The 14,417-nt window shown below is 66.8% G+C and carries 13 protein-coding genes; 6 read left to right on the top strand and 7 right to left on the bottom strand.

Translation table 11 applies throughout. The features are described from left to right. Positions 1-3: 3 nt before the first annotated feature. From ACTJJX_RS03185 to ACTJJX_RS03175, 3 genes are all read right to left on the bottom strand, one after another. Entirely contained in the window at positions 4-2,418 is a 2,415-nt protein-coding gene (locus ACTJJX_RS03185; RefSeq protein WP_016852382.1) for a TonB-dependent siderophore receptor, read from the bottom strand. Between the two features lie 103 nt (positions 2,419-2,521). Then, positions 2,522-3,493: a FecR domain-containing protein gene (locus ACTJJX_RS03180; RefSeq protein ID WP_016852383.1), complete on the bottom strand. Its 972-nt coding sequence runs from the start codon at positions 3,491-3,493 to the stop codon at positions 2,522-2,524. Then, positions 3,490-4,008 (bottom strand): RNA polymerase sigma factor, encoded by a 519-nt coding sequence (locus tag ACTJJX_RS03175; RefSeq protein ID WP_003084762.1) that lies wholly within the window; start codon positions 4,006-4,008, stop codon positions 3,490-3,492. The genes ACTJJX_RS03180 and ACTJJX_RS03175 overlap by 4 nt, the downstream gene beginning before the upstream one ends. Positions 4,009-4,176: 168 nt before the next feature. Between ACTJJX_RS03175 and ACTJJX_RS03170 the strand changes: the two genes are divergently transcribed. The 3 genes from ACTJJX_RS03170 (at position 4,177) to ACTJJX_RS03160 (ending at position 6,089) form a co-directional block, all read left to right on the top strand. Beyond that, positions 4,177-4,926, top strand: coding sequence for a glutathione S-transferase family protein (locus ACTJJX_RS03170; protein WP_003084765.1), 750 nt, complete (start codon positions 4,177-4,179; stop codon positions 4,924-4,926). A 139-nt stretch (positions 4,927-5,065) separates the two neighbouring features. Continuing rightward, positions 5,066-5,470 (top strand): PaaI family thioesterase, encoded by a 405-nt coding sequence (locus ACTJJX_RS03165; RefSeq protein WP_003118845.1) that lies wholly within the window; start codon positions 5,066-5,068, stop codon positions 5,468-5,470. A 49-nt stretch (positions 5,471-5,519) separates the two neighbouring features. Beyond that, complete coding sequence (locus tag ACTJJX_RS03160) at positions 5,520-6,089, top strand: TetR/AcrR family transcriptional regulator (RefSeq protein ID WP_003084771.1); 570 nt, start codon at positions 5,520-5,522, stop codon at positions 6,087-6,089. Between the two features lie 33 nt (positions 6,090-6,122). Here ACTJJX_RS03160 and ACTJJX_RS03155 read toward each other — a convergent pair whose 3' ends face one another. Together ACTJJX_RS03155 and ACTJJX_RS03150 are read right to left on the bottom strand one after the other, a co-directional pair. Next, positions 6,123-7,850, bottom strand: coding sequence for an NCS1 family nucleobase:cation symporter-1 (locus tag ACTJJX_RS03155; RefSeq protein WP_016852384.1), 1,728 nt, complete (start codon positions 7,848-7,850; stop codon positions 6,123-6,125). A 346-nt stretch (positions 7,851-8,196) separates the two neighbouring features. Next, positions 8,197-9,123, bottom strand: coding sequence for a LysR substrate-binding domain-containing protein (locus ACTJJX_RS03150; protein ID WP_016252899.1), 927 nt, complete (start codon positions 9,121-9,123; stop codon positions 8,197-8,199). An 87-nt stretch (positions 9,124-9,210) separates the two neighbouring features. Here ACTJJX_RS03150 and ACTJJX_RS03145 point away from each other — a divergent pair, with 87 nt between their 5' ends. Continuing rightward, positions 9,211-9,687 (top strand): GNAT family N-acetyltransferase, encoded by a 477-nt coding sequence (locus ACTJJX_RS03145; protein ID WP_016852385.1) that lies wholly within the window; start codon positions 9,211-9,213, stop codon positions 9,685-9,687. Between the two features lie 77 nt (positions 9,688-9,764). Here ACTJJX_RS03145 and ACTJJX_RS03140 read toward each other — a convergent pair whose 3' ends face one another. Then, the gene (locus ACTJJX_RS03140) at positions 9,765-10,715 is read right to left on the bottom strand and encodes a LysR family transcriptional regulator (RefSeq protein ID WP_016852386.1); all 951 of its coding nucleotides are present in this window, start codon (positions 10,713-10,715) and stop codon (positions 9,765-9,767) included. 103 nt (positions 10,716-10,818) lie between these two features. Between ACTJJX_RS03140 and pcaD the strand changes: the two genes are divergently transcribed. Beyond that, complete coding sequence (gene pcaD, locus ACTJJX_RS03135) at positions 10,819-11,616, top strand: 3-oxoadipate enol-lactonase (RefSeq protein WP_003105224.1); 798 nt, start codon at positions 10,819-10,821, stop codon at positions 11,614-11,616. 42 nt (positions 11,617-11,658) lie between these two features. Next, a complete protein-coding gene (locus tag ACTJJX_RS03130) occupies positions 11,659-12,102 on the top strand; it encodes a hypothetical protein (protein ID WP_003105223.1) in 444 nt (147 codons plus the stop codon). Positions 12,103-12,149: 47 nt separating this feature from the next. On the opposite strand, the gene ACTJJX_RS03125 is transcribed toward ACTJJX_RS03130, so the two are convergent. Beyond that, positions 12,150-14,327 carry a malate synthase G gene (locus ACTJJX_RS03125; RefSeq protein WP_003105217.1) on the bottom strand — a complete coding sequence of 726 codons (2,178 nt, stop codon included), beginning with the start codon at positions 14,325-14,327 and terminating at the stop codon, positions 12,150-12,152. Positions 14,328-14,417 lie beyond the last annotated feature (90 nt).

Genomic DNA, 14,417 nt, shown 5'->3' with positions numbered 1-14,417 from the left:
CGCTCACCACTTGTAGCTGACGCTGCCCACCACGCTGCGCTGGTCGCCGTAGTAGCAGTAGTAGCCGTCGCAGGACGCCAGGTAGTCCTTGTTGAACAGATTGTTGGCATTGACCGCCACGCTGACGCCTTTCAGGCTGCCGTTCAATTGGCCCAGGTCGTAGCGCACGGCGGCGTCGTACAGGGTGTACGAGCCGGCGTAGCCGTCGTAGGTGTTGGCCTGGTCGCCATAGGTCGAGCCTACGTAGCGGGCGCCGGCACCCACGCTGAAACCGTTCAGCGTACCCTCGTGCCAGGTGTAGTCGGCCCATAGCGAGGCCTGGTTGCGCGGCGCCTGTTGCAGGCGGTTGCCTGCGTACTGGCCTTTTTTCACTTCGGTGTCGGTGTAGCTATAGGAGCCGATCACTTTCAGATTGTCTGTGACGTTGCTGGTGGCTTCCAGTTCCAAGCCGGTGACCTTAACCTCGCCAGCCTGCGAGGTAGTGGGTGTCCCATTGACGTTGTCGGTGACCCTCACGTTCTCCTGGCGTAGGTCGTAGACGGCTGCGGTGAACAGCGAATCGGAGCCTACGGGTTGATACTTGACGCCCAGTTCCCATTGTTTGCCTTCGGTGGGTTTGAACATCTTGTTGGAGCCTATATCGTCGGCGCCTGTGCTTGGCTGGAATGACTCCGCATAGGAAAGGTAGGGCGCCAGGCCGTTGTCGAAGATGTAGCTCAGAGCTGCGTTACCGCTGAATTTCTTGTCGCGGCTGGTGTTGGTGGCATCGTTCTGATTGTAGAACGTGGCGCCGGCATGTACCCAGTCCTCGCGGCCGCCGAGGGTCAGGCGCCAGTTGTCGAGGGCGATCTGATCCTGGACGTAGAGCCCGGTCTGATAAGTCTTCTGTCGGTAGTCATAGAACGCACTAGAGCGCGATGGCTTGGGAATTGGCTGACCATAGATCGGGTTGTTGACGTTGGTCGGCGGCACACCGGTGAAGTTGTAGATCGAGGTGTAGTCGGTGCGGGTGCGGTTGTGATCGATACCCAGCAGGAGAGTATGGCGCAGCGCACCGGTCTCGAAGTCAGCCTGGAAATTGTTATCTACCACGAACTGACTGATGTCCTCGTCCACCGAGGTCGTCATGCGCTGTAAGGTGCCGTCGGCGCTGGCCGCATCGATACTGCTGGTTGGCGTAAGCGTCTGGAACGACAGGTCGTTGCGCAGGTAGCGCAGGTTCTGGCGGAACTGCCAGACATCGTTGATGCGCCGTTCGAAGGAGTAGCCCAACCAATAGTAGGTGCGGTCGTAGAAGTCCCAGTCCGGATCGCCGAGGTTTTTGTGATGGGAGATCTTTCCGAACGGAGCGTCGTATTTGGTCCCGCGTAACGGCAAGAATTGGCTGGTGGCGGCTGTATCGTCGCGGTTGAATTGGCTGAGGAAGGTCAGCCGGGTATCGTCGTCGATGTTCCAGGTCAGGCTCGGGGCGATGTTGTAGCGCTTGTCGTCGATATGGTCGACCTGAGTGTTGCTGTCGCGCACCACGCCGGAGAGGTGATAGAGAAAGCGCCCCTCGTCGTCGATCGGGCCGGTGCTGTCGAAGCTGACCTGCTTGTGGTTGTAGTTGCCGATCTCGGCCTTCAGTTCATGGCTGGCGATGCCCTGCGGGCGCAGGCTGACCATGTCGAGCATGCCGCCGGGCGGGGTCTGGCCGTAGACCGAGGAGGCCGGGCCGCGGAGCAGGGCGAGGCGCTCCAGATTCCAGGTCTCCAGCTTCGGGTTGTTGTATGAGCCTGTCGCCATCGGCAATCCATCGAGGAACTGGGTCGGCTTGAAGCCGCGCACCTTCAACCAGTCGGAACGGGAGTCGCTGCCGAAACTGCTGGCGACGACGCCGGGCATGTAGCGCACCGCGTCGTCGAGGTTGTGCACGGCGCGGTCGGTCATCTGCTGGCGGGTCGCCACCGAGATCGAGCGCGGGGTCTCGAGGATCGGCGTATCGGTCTTGGTCCCGGTCATGCTGCGCTTGGCCACGTAGCCGCTGGTCGGCCCCAGTGGGTCTTCCTCGGCGCCGCTGACCGTCATCGCCTGCAACGACAGGGTGTCTTCCGGCACCTTGCGCAGGCTGTAGGTGCCGCCGGCATTTTCCACCAGCTCCAGGCCGCTGCCCTTGAGCGCTTCGCGCAATGCGCCGGGCGCGTCGAAGCGACCTTGTACGGCGTGGGCGCTGCGTCCTTCGGCGAGCGCCGGGTCCAGGGTGAGGACCAGGCCGGCCTGGGCCGCGATGCGGTTCAGGGTGCCTGCCAGCGGCCCGGCGGCGATGCGGTAGTCGCGCACGCTGGCCTGTTCGGCCGGGGCGGCGTGGAGGAACGGTGCGGGAACGGCGAGGGCGATGGCTAGGGCGAGCAGGCCGGGACGGAACGTCGGGCGGGGCATGTGCGGGGCTCCTGGATGGAAACGAGTCTCAATGCCTCCTTGCCGGACGAGTCGGAAAAAGTGATAGGGCCGGCGGGAAAAATTTTTCGCCGGCCCGTTCGGTTCAGCGTGGCACCACTTCGAACCACCAGGCGTTGTGCCTCACGCTGCGCACCGGCAGGCTCGGCTCCAAAGCCTGAAGGGCGAGGCGGGTGTCGTTCAGCGGGAAACTGCCGGTGACGCGCAGGTCGGCGATGCTCGGGTCGACCCGCAGCAGCGCCGGCGAATAGCGCCCCAGTTCCGCCACCAGGTCGGCCAGCCGGGCGTTCTCTACCACCAGCATGCCTTGTGCCCAGGCGCCGGCCAGGGCCGGGGCCGCTTCGCTGGCCTGCAGGCCTTGCGGCAGGATCAGCACCTGCTGGCCTTCCTTGATCACACGCTCTTCGCTGAGCGTTTCCGCGCGCGCGGCCACCGCCGACTGCAACACGGTGAGGCGCGTGCCGGGTTCCTCGCGGCGCACCAGGAAGCGCGTGCCGAGGGCGCGCATGTCGCCATCGGCGCTGCTGACCACGAAGGGGCGCGGGTCGCCATGGGCGGTTTCCACCAGGATCTCGCCGGCCAGTAGCACGACCTGGCGGCGTTCGCCGTCGAAGCGGACGTCGATGGCGCTGCGGCTGTTCAGGCGCACATGAGTGGCATCCGGGAGGGTCAGCTCGCGCTGCTCGCCGGTGGCGCTGTAGGCATCGGCCAGCAGGTAGCGGACCGGGACGTAGCGGTTGGCCACGCCGAGCCCGACGCCTAGCGCCAGCACTAGCCCCAGGGCGCTGCCGCCGAGCCGGCGCAGGCGGCGCTTGAAGCGTGCGTTGCCGGACAGCAGGGCGTTGCGCGCCGGCCCGTTGGCGGCTCTCGCCAGGTGCCGGTCGAGGCCGCCGAGCTGTTCCCAGGCGCGTTCGTGTTCGGGATGCGCCGCGTACCAGCGGTGGAAGGCGCGGTGATCGTCGGGATGGGCTTCGCCGGAGTCGAGCAGCAATTGCCAGGCGATGGCTTCGTCGAGCACCCGCGCGCGTACCGGCGAATGACGATCGTCGGCGCTCACCGGGGCTCTCCGTAGAGGGCGATGTAGCACTGGCGCAGACCCTGGGCCAGGTATTGGCGCACGCGCGGCACCGAGACTCCGAGACGCTCGGCGATCTCCGCGTGGGGCATGCCGTCCAGGCGGCTATAGAGAAACGCGCTACGCGCCTTCAGCGACAGCGTGCCAAGCAGGCGATCGATCTCGCGGAGGTCCTCGAGAATCAGGTACTGCTCTTCGGCCGAAGGCTGCTCCGCTTCCGGAACCAGCGCCAGTTCGGCGAGATAGGCCTGCTCAAGGGCGGCGCGGCGGAAGTGGTCGATCATCAGACCGCGCGCCACCTTCGCCAGGAACGCGCGCGGTTCGCGCAGGCCGGGCAGCTCCGGGCGGCCGAGGAGGCGAACGAAGGTGTCCTGGCTGAGGTCTTCGGCGCGCTGGCGGCAGCCGAGGTTGCGGTTCAGCCAGGCAAGCAGCCAGCCGCGGTGGTCCCGGTACAGGCTACCCACGAATTCGCTGTTGCTGACGTCACCCGCCGACACGACCGCTCCCCATCCCGAAACGGGATTGAATGGAAAAACGAGAATTATTCGCAAATGATCGCAAAGTGCGACTATCCCTGCAATTGGCGTCCGTCGGGAAGCCACTTGAGTCGTCCCGCTGGTTTGCCGGAGGATCGGTGTTCCCATAACAAGAACAGGAGTCTCGCCGTGGCCGAACCTTTGCTGATCATCGGTTCCTATCTGTCCCCCTATGTGCGCAAGGTGCTGGTGCTGCTGGAACTGAAAGGCATCGCCTACCGCATCGACCCCATCGTGCCGTTCTTCGGCGACGAGGCCTTCGAGCGCCTCAGTCCGTTGCGCCAGATTCCGGTGCTGGTGGACGGTGACTTCGTCCTCAACGATTCCAGCGTGATCTGCCAGTACCTGGAGGAGCGCTACCCGCAGCCGAGCCTGTATCCCGCCGACATCGGCCAGCGCGCCCAGGCCCGCTGGCTGGAGGAGTACGCCGATTCGCGGCTGGGCCAGGTGATCATCTGGCAGTTGTTCCACCAGTTGGTGATCAACCGCGGCATCTGGCAGCGCGAACCCGACCAGGCGATCCTGCAACGCACCTACGACGAAGACCTGCCGTCGATCTGCAACTACCTGGAAGGGCGGGTCCCGCCGAGCGGCTGGCTGTGCGGCGAGCTGTCCATCGCCGATGTCGCCGTCGCCTGCCTGTTCCGCAATGCCCAGTTGGCGCGCTACCAGGTCGACGGCGAGCGCTGGCCGCGCCTGGCGCGCCTGTTGGCTGACGCTTTCGCCCTGCCGGCCTTCCAGCATCTGGCGCGTTTCGAGAAGGCCACCGCGCAGACCCCGGTCGCCGAACAGCGCCAGGCGCTGCGCGAGGCCGGCGCGCCGCTCAGCGCGACCAGCCACGCCCGCGAGCGGCCGGTGCGCGGTCCGATGAGCCGCTGAGAGGGAGTGCGGGCGGCGCCCAGGGCGCCGTCCTGATGAAGCGCCATTCAGCGCCTCGATAAGACCTTCGCGGCGCTGGTGGATTCAGCGTCCGGGCATATTTTATATAGACCAGTCTATATAAAACGGAGGCCGCACCGTGATGAACGTCCCCGAAGGGTTCCAGCCGCTGTTCCGCAGCAGTCCGTTGCTCGACCTGCTCGGTCCTTTCTTCTGCCGGCAGGACGCCCAGCGCCAGTTGGTGGTGGCGCTGCGCATCGACGAAAAGCACTGCAACCACGGTGGCACCGCCCACGGCGGCCTGCTCTCGACCCTGGCCGACGTTGGCCTCGGCTACGCCATGGCGTTCTCCCGCGAACCGCCGCAGCCGATGGTCACCGTCGGCCTGCGCCTGGACTTCTGCGGGGTCGCGCGGGTCGGCGACTGGCTGGAGGTGCATACCCGGGTCGACAAGCTCGGCCAGCGCATGGCCTTCGCCTCGGCCCGGCTGCACAGCGGCGAGCGCCTGGTGGCCAGCGCCAGCGGCGTGTTTCATCTGCCCTGAGGCTCGGGCATGCTTGCCCGGTCGTCTGCCGTGAGTTGGGGAGTCAGGTTTGCCGAAGAAGTCCAATGCCGCCGAACGGATCGTCCATGCCACCGCCTCGCTGCTGGCCAGCCGCGGGTATTTCGGCACCGGGCTGAGCGACATCATCGCTCGCGCCGAGGCGCCGAAAGGCTCGCTCTATCACTATTTCCCCGAGGGCAAGCCGCAGATCGCCAGCGCCGCGATCGGCTTCGTCGCCGACGAGGTGGCGTCCTTCCTCGACCGCGCCGGGACCCAGGCCCCCCATGCGCGCAACGTCCTCCGCCAGTTCACCGCGACCCTGCGTGGCTGGCTGGAGCATTCGCGTTTCGAAGAGGCCTGCCCGGTGCTTTCCACCAGCCTGAGCATCGACGCCGAGCTGGCCCCGGTGCACGCTGAATGCCGCCGGGCGCTCCGCGCCTGGCACGCCAGCATCGAGCGTGCGTTGCGCGCCGACGGACTGGCGGAAAAGCTCGCCGCCTCGCGTGCCTGGCTGATCCTCGCGGCGCTGGAGGGGGCGGTCGCGGTGGCCCGCGTCGAGCGGTCGTTCCAGGCGCTGGATGCGATCGAGGAAGAATTGCAGGCGCTACTGCCGGCCTAGGCGGGTGTCGCGCCCAGGCCGGCCAGGTATCCGTCAGTGCTGCACGCTGTCCACCGCGATCGCTTCGCCGGAAACTTCGCGGTAGGCCGTGCGGCGCTTGGCCAGGGCGTAGTGGATCAGGCCGGCCAGGCCGGCGCCGAAGAACCAGGAGAACGGCGATAGCTCGGCGAATGCCGGCAACAATGCCAGCAGGGTGGAGATGATCGCCGCCGGGACGAACGCGGCGATGGCCCGCGGGTTCACCCCTCGCGCGTAGTGATAGGCGCCGGCGCGGCTTTCGGTGTACAGCTCCGGCAGGTTCACCCGGCCTTTCCGCACCAGGTAGTAGTCGACCATGATGATCCCGTACAGCGGGCCGAGCAGCGCGCCGAGGCCGCCGAGGAAGTAGAGGATCACCCCGGGGCTGTTGTACAGGTGCCAGGGCAGGATCAGCACTGCGATGGTCGCGCTGATCAGCCCGGCGCGGCGGAAGTTCAGCAGGTTCGGCGCCAGGTTGGTGAGTACGTAGGCCGGGGCGACGAAGTTGGCCATGATGTTCACCGCCACGGTGACGATCAGCAGCGCCAGGCTGGCCAGCACCAGGAAGAGGGTGTCGGGGATCGCGGCGACGATGTCGGTGGGGCTCTGGATGAGCTGGCCGTCGATCCTGAACTGGGCGCCGGAGAGGACCACCGCGAACAGGCCGAACAGCAGGATGTTCACCGGCAGCCCCCAGAAGTTGCCGACGCTGATGGTGCGGCGGTCCGGGCAGCCGCGGGCGAAGTCGCAGAAGTTCAGGATCATGGTGCCGTACAGGGTCACCCAGAACGCCGCGCCGCCGAAGATCTTCAACCACATCTGCGAACCGCTCATGGGTTCGCCGCTGGACCAGGCGATGGAGGCGCCGGCGCGCAGGTACATCCAGGCGGCGAGGGCGGCGACGGTGAGCAGGATCACCGGTCCGGCGAAGGATTCGTAGCGACGCACCATCTCCATGCCGTAGGCGAAGATCAGCAGTTGCACGCACCAGATGGCGACGAAGGTCGCCCAGCCCAGGCTCGACAGGCCGAGGATGGCGTCCTGGTCGTAGGCTGCGAGCCCCGGCCAGATCGCCGTCAGCAGCACGCGCAGGACGATGGAGGCGAGATAGGTCTGGATGCCGAACCAGGCGATGGCGATCACCGCGCGGATCAGCGCGGGGAGTTGCGCGCCGTGGATGCCGAAGGCGATGCGGCACATCACCGGGTAGGGCAGCCCGGTCTTCTGGCCCATGTAGCCGGACAGGTTCATCAGTCCGTAGACCATTAGCGCGCCCAGGGCCAGCGCGGCGAGGATCTGCGCACCGCTCATGCCGAGGGCGAAGAGGCCGATGGCGAAGGAGTAGTTGGCGATGTTGTGCACGTCGTTGGTCCACAGCGCGAACAGGCTGTAGCGTCCCCAGCGGCGCCCTTCGGCCTTGGTCGGGGCGAGATCGGCGCTGTACAGGCGCGGGCTCAGCGGCGGCAGTTCGGGGCCGGCGTGATGGCTGGCGCGGGGCAGGCAATCGAGACTGGCGGGAGTGCCCAGGTCCAGGCGCGCCGCCGAGAACTCCGCTGCGCGCAGCCCGGCGCGTGGCAGGCAGTCGAGACTGGCCGGAGTGCCCAGGTCGAGCAGTGAGGCGGAGAACTCCGCGCTCCGCTGACCGGCGCGCGGCAGGCTGTCGAGGCTTTCCAGGGTGCCGAGGTCGAGCAGCGAGGGAGAAAACTCGCGGGGCGAGGCGGGCGGCTTCGGGGTGCTGGACATGGCGGTCTCCTCCGGCAGTCGGAAGAACTCGGCGCGAGGTCGGGTTCGTCTGTTGTTTTTGTATACAAGAATTTCGAAGATTTAAGCCAGTTATGTGCCAACCGATCCTCGACCGAATTTTCCGCGCTCTGCGCAAACTGGCCTTTCGGCGGCAAGCCCCTGAAACCGCTTGGGAAAAAGCTGTCGCTTCGATCAGGTAAGAATTTCGAACCGATTCATAGGCTTATGCGGACGGACGAGGGAGAGGGAAAAAAGCGGGACGCCAGGAGGCCGCATTGGGAAAATTGTGCACAATAATTGTGCCCAGTGTTACCGCCGCGCCCGTCGACGGTGCGCGGCGCGAAGCTCAGCCCGTCCGGGAAATATCCAGGCCCTTCAACTGCCCGATCATCCACGTATGGGCGTCACGCCCGACATGCTGGACGTGGCTGTAGAGCCGCAGCACGTAGGGCGGAATGTCGAACGGCGCGGGATACAGGGCGAGGCCGGCGGCTTCCGCCAGGGCCCGTGCGGCATGTCGCGGAGCGGTGAGCAGGAAATCGGTGGAGCCTGCCAGGAACAGCGCCGCCAGCACCGTCGGCAGTTGCACCGCCACTTCGCGACGCAGGCCGGAGCGGGCCAGCAGCCGGTCGATCACCCCGCTGTCCTCGTTCCACGGCGTCACCACCGCATGCCGTTCGGCCAGGTAGCCCTCCAGCGTCGGCGCCCCGGCGAGGCGTGGGTGGTCGCGCCGCGCTACCACCACGTAGCGGTCGGCGAACCAGTCATGGGCCTGGATGCCTTCGGGCAGGCGCTCGTGTTCCTCGTCGTAGCCGAGGGCGAAATCGATCCGCCCGCTGGCCAGGGCCTCCACCGACAGCTTGCGTTCCGCATTGACCAGGCGCAGGCGCACTCCGGGCGCGCTGTGCTGCAGGCGGTTCATCAGCGGCGGAAGCAGGGCGAAGGCGGTGTAGTCGGTGGCGGCGAAGACGAAGGTGCGCTGGCTCTGTCCCGGTACGAACGGCCGCCACTCTTCCAGCCCCTCGCCGAGGGCGCGCAGGGCGGCGGCCACCGCAGCGGCCAGGTGCTCGGCACGCTGGGTCGGCTGCATGCGGTTGCCCTGGCGCAGGAACAGCTCGTCGTCCAGCCCCTGGCGCAGGCGCCCCAGCGCATGGCTGAAGGCCGAGGCGCTGATCGCCAGTTCGCTGGCTGCGGTGCCGACGTTGCGGTGGCGATACAGGGCGTCGAAGACAAGCAGGAGGTTGAGATCGAGGCGGCGCAGCAGGGGATGCATGTTATTCAGTTGCCGATGAGAAGAATGCACTTCATGCATCTTAGCAGTCGCACTAGGATGGCCGGATCCCCCACCGGAAGGTTGCCCATGACTCTCGAAATCCGTCCCGCCGTACCGGCCGACGCCGAACAGATCCTTGCCTTCATCATCGAACTGGCCGACTACGAGCGCGCCCGCCACGAGGTGGTCACCGATGTCGAAGGCATCCGCCGCAGCCTGTTCGCCGAAGGCTCGCCGACCCGCGCGCTGATGTGCCTGAGCGAGGGCCGGCCGATCGGCTATGCGGTGTATTTCTACAGCTACTCGACCTGGCTGGGGCGCAACGGCATCTACCTCGAAGACCTCTACGTCACCCCGGAATACCGTGGCGTCGGCGCCGGTCGCCGGCTGCTCCGCGAGTTGGCCCGCGAGGCCGTGGCCAACGACTGCGGACGCCTGGAGTGGAGCGTGCTGGACTGGAACCAGCCGGCCATCGACTTCTACTGCTCCATCGGCGCGCTGCCGCAGGACGAGTGGGTGCGCTATCGCCTGGATGGCGAGGCGTTGCGCAAGATGGCGGAATAGCTGGCGGCAAGCCGACGTTGATGCCGGGGGAGTGTGGGGGGTAGGGCGAATAGCGCCTGGCGATATCTGCCAGTTTCTCACCGAGGACGCCTGGCGCCTGCCGAGTCATCGCCACCGGTATCCATGCCGCTCTCCCGTAGCGCTGTAGCGTTGTCCCGCAGGAACGCCCACAGGCGTTCCGCTACCGGGCCCTGCGCGCGATCGCGCCGGCGCGCCGCCACCACCTCTTCGCTGCGTCCTGGCAGATGCGGCCCGGCCAGTGCGAGCAGGCGGCCGTCGGCCAGTTCCTCGTCTATCAGGAAGTCCGGCAGGTGCCCCCAGCCGAGGCCCTGGAGGATCACCTCTTTCTTCGTTCGCTGGTCCGGCACGCTGCACTGTCGCGCGCCGGCGAGCATGAAATAGTCCGTCGGCGGAGAATGGCGGGCGCTGTCGCGCATCACGCACTGGGCGAAGGAGCGCAGTTGTTCCGGGCGCACCGGTCGCGGCGGAGGATCGCCGAGCAGGCCCGGCGCGATGACCGGGACCAGCCCGACCCTGCACAGGTCGAGCCATTCCAGACGTGGGTCGGACTTGTCCACGCGATGCAGGATCAGGTCGGCCTCGCCGTCCAGCAGGCGCTCCAGCGGGCCGCTGACGGTTTCGAACAGCAATTGCAGGCGGGTCTGCGGCTGGCTGCCGAAGAACCCTGCGAGCAGCGCCAGGGCCGGGCGCGGCGGGCAGAGGTCGCCCAGTACCACGCGCAGCTCGCTTTCCTCGCCCTGGGCCAGGTGCGCGGCGTGGCCACGCAGCCCTTCCAGTTCGTAGAGCAGGGCCTGGGCACGCTGGTGGAAGGAGCGACCGGCGGCGGTCAGGCCGACCCGGTAGCCGCCCCGTTCCAGCAGCACCAGGCCGAGCTGGCGCTCCAGCCGGGCAACGGCGGCGAACACCGCCGGATGGGAGCGGTGCAGGCGCTGTGCGGCGGCCTGGAAGCCGCCGGCGTCGACCACCGCGTCGAAGCATTGGAGGTCGTGGAGGGTGAAGTCGTGCATGTCAGCTTCCCTGACAGAGTCGTTCCATTCTTTGTAGTTTTTCCCAGGGACCGTCGCAACTAGCCTGGCGTGCATGGCAATCACCCTGACCCCGGAGGCTCCCATGGGCAACCTGTCTTTTCTCGCTACCAGCGACGGCGCCAGCCTCGCCTATCGCCTGGATGGTGCGGCAGAGAAACCGCTGCTGGCGCTCTCCAACTCCATCGGCACCACCCTGCACATGTGGGATGCGCAACTCCCGGCACTGACCCGGCACTTCCGCGTCCTGCGCTACGACGCCCGCGGCCATGGCGCCTCCAGCGTGCCGCCGGGGCCCTACACCCTGGCCCGGCTGGGCGAGGACGTACTGGAGCTGCTCGACGCGCTGGAGGTAAGGCGCGCGCATTTCCTCGGCCTGTCCCTGGGCGGGATCGTCGGCCAGTGGCTGGCGCTGCATGCGCCGCAGCGGATCGAGCGGCTGGTGCTGGCCAACACCTCGGCCTGGCTCGGCCCGGCGGCGCAGTGGGACGAGCGCATCGCCGCGGTGCTGCAGGCCGAGGACATGAGCGAGACCGCCGCGGGTTTCCTCGGCAACTGGTTTCCGCCGGCGCTGCTGGAGCGCGCCGAGCCCGTCGTCGAGCGCTTCCGGGCGATGCTCATGGCCACCAACCGGCACGGCCTGGCCGGCTCCTTCGCGGCGGTGCGCGATACCGACCTGCGCGCGCAACTGGCGCGGATCGAGCGGCCGACCCTGGTGATCGCAGGGGCGTACGACACGGTCACCGCCGCCAGCCACGGCGAGCTGATCGCCGCGTCGATTGCCGGGGCCAGGCTGGTTACGCTGCCGGCGGTGCACCTGTCGAACGTCGAGTTCCCGCAGGCGTTCGAAGGCGCGGTGCTGAGCTTTCTCGGCGCAGACTGATTACGCTATCGTCGCGCCTTTTCCCTCGGCGCAGGAGCCGACATGAACGAGCCGGGCAGTTTCATCTGGACGTGGTACGGGCAGGATGAGCATCGATGGGTCCTGCTCAGCGCAGAGGCGTTCCTGGCGCTCGATTTCCTGGCCCTTGACGGTGCCATGCAGAGAGAGACCATCGGCAGTTGCCCGGGCTGCTCTACCTGGTCGGAGAAGGTCGTGCCGTTGCACGAGTGGCTCGAAGGCTGTCCGGGTCACCAGGCCGGGAGTTTTCGCGATGCCTTGAGGCGTGTCTGGGCGCTGTGCAACGAGCTGCCCGAGGAAGCGCTGGGCTGCTTCGACTTCGACATCTATGCCCACCCCGGATGGCAGGCGGTACGTCGAGAGGCCCGGGAGGCGCTGCGGCAGAACGGTTGGGACAGCATCCGTAGCCACGCCGAGGAGCTGCGCGACGACTGTTGGGAGCGTGTGCATGGCTACCCGAAGAAATGAAAAAGCCGCCCCTCGGGGCGGCTTTTCGTTGCGCTGCGGCGAACGGCCTACAGCCCGTTCTTCGCCTTGAACTCACGGCGGCGGCGATGCAGGACCGGCTCGGTATAGCCGTTCGGCTGCCGGGTGCCTTCCACCACCAGCTCCAGGGCGGCCTGGAACGCGACGTTGTCGTCGAAGTTCGGCGCCATCGGCCGGTAGGACGGGTCGCTGGCGTTCTGCCGGTCGACCACCACGGCCATGCGCTTGAGGCTCTCGACCACCTGCTCCTGGCTGATCACGCCGTGACGCAGCCAGTTGGCCAGCAGTTGGCTGGAGATGCGCAGGGTGGCGCGGTCTTCCATCAGACCGACGTCGTTGATGTCCGGCACCTTGGAGCAGCCGACGCCCTGGTCGATCCAGCGGACGACATAGCCGAGGATGCCCTGGGCGTTGTTGTCCACCTCGTTCTTGATCTCTTCCGCGGTCCAGTTGGTGTTCGGCGCCAGCGGAATGGTCAGGATGTCGTCCACCGAGGCCGGGGTGCGCTTGGCCAGCTCGGCCTGGCGGGCGAACACGTCGACCTTGTGGTAATGCAGGGCGTGCAGGGTCGCGGCGGTCGGCGACGGGACCCAGGCGGTGTTGGCGCCGGCCAGCGGATGGCCGATCTTCTGCTCGAGCATGGCGGCCATCAGGTCGGGCATGGCCCACATGCCCTTGCCGATCTGCGCCTTGCCTTGCAGGCCGGTGGCCAGGCCGACGTCGACGTTGTTGTTCTCGTAGGCGCCGATCCACTTCTCCGACTTCATGGCGCCCTTGCGCACCACGGCGCCGGCTTCCATGGAGGTGTGGATCTCGTCGCCGGTGCGGTCGAGGAAGCCGGTGTTGATGAACACCACGCGATCCTTGGCCGCCTTGATGCAGGCCTTCAGGTTCACGGTGGTGCGGCGCTCCTCGTCCATGATGCCGACCTTCAGGGTGTTGCGCGGCAGGCCGAGGACGTCCTCGACGCGGCCGAACAGCTCGTTGGTGAAGGCGGCTTCTTCCGGACCGTGCATCTTCGGCTTGACGATATACACGCTGCCGGTGCGGCTGTTCTTGCGGCTGGTGTTGCCGTTCAGGTCATGAATGGCGATCAGGCTGGTGAACAGACCGTCCTGGATGCCTTCCGGCACTTCGTTGCCGTCCTTGTCGAGGATTGCATCGTTGGTCATCAGGTGGCCGACGTTGCGCACGAACAGCAGCGAGCGGCCGTGCAGGGTCAGTTCGGAACCGTCGGCCCTGGTGTAGACGCGGTCCGGGTTCATGGTGCGGGTGAAGGTGCTGCCGCCCTTGCTGACTTCCTCGGCCAGGTCGCCTTTCATCAGGCCCAGCCAGTTGCGGTAGATCACTACCTTGTCGTCGGCGTCGACCGCGGCGACCGAGTCCTCGCAGTCCATGATGGTGGTGAGGGCGGCTTCCATCAGCACGTCCTTCACGCCTGCGGCATCGGTCTGGCCGACCGGGCTGCTCGGGTCGATCTGGATTTCGAAGTGCAGGCCGTTGTGCTTGAGCAGTACCGCTTGCGGCTTGGCGGCGTCGCCCTGGAAGGCAAGGAACTGGCCAGCGTTCTTCAGGCCGGTTTCGCTACCGTTCTTCAGCGCGACGACCAGCGCGCCGTTCTTCACGCTGTAGGAAGTGGCGTCGACATGGGAGCCGGACTCCAGCGGCGCGGCCTCGTCGAGGAAGGCGCGAGCGAAGGCGATGACCTTGTCGCCGCGAACCTTGTTGTAGCCCTTGCCTTTCTCGGCGCCGCCTTCTTCGCTGATCACGTCGGTGCCGTAGAGTGCGTCGTACAGCGAGCCCCAGCGGGCGTTGGAGGCGTTCAGGGCGAAGCGCGCATTCATCACCGGCACCACCAGCTGCGGGCCGGCCATGCGGGCGATCTCGTCGTCGACGTTCTGGGTGCCGGCCTGGAAGTCTTCCGCCTCGGGCAGCAGGTAGCCGATTTCCTCGAGGAAGGCCTTGTAGGCAGCGGCGTCGTGGGCCTGGCCGGCGCGAGCCTGGTGCCAGCCGTCGATCTTGGCCTGGAGTTCGTCGCGCTTGGCGAGCAGGGCTTTATTCTTCGGCGCCAGGTCGTTGATCACGGCCTCCGCACCGGTCCAGAACGTGTCGGCAGAGACGCCGGTTCCGGGGATGGCTTCGTTGTTCACGAAGTCGAACAGGACTTTGGCGACCTGCAGGCCACCGACTTGAACGCGTTCAGTCATTGTTTGCCTCACTCTGCTCTAGACCAGCTCTGGACCCGGGCCGCACGGCCTTGTAGTCCGAGCCGCGGCATACTACATGATGCCGCGGGA

Source organism: Pseudomonas sp. 22490 (genome assembly GCF_052044465.1).
Taxonomy (GTDB): Bacteria; Pseudomonadota; Gammaproteobacteria; order Pseudomonadales; family Pseudomonadaceae; genus Pseudomonas; species Pseudomonas aeruginosa.
The sequence above is the reverse complement of the archived record's forward strand: the minus strand, read 5'-3'. Positions and strand labels throughout refer to the sequence as shown.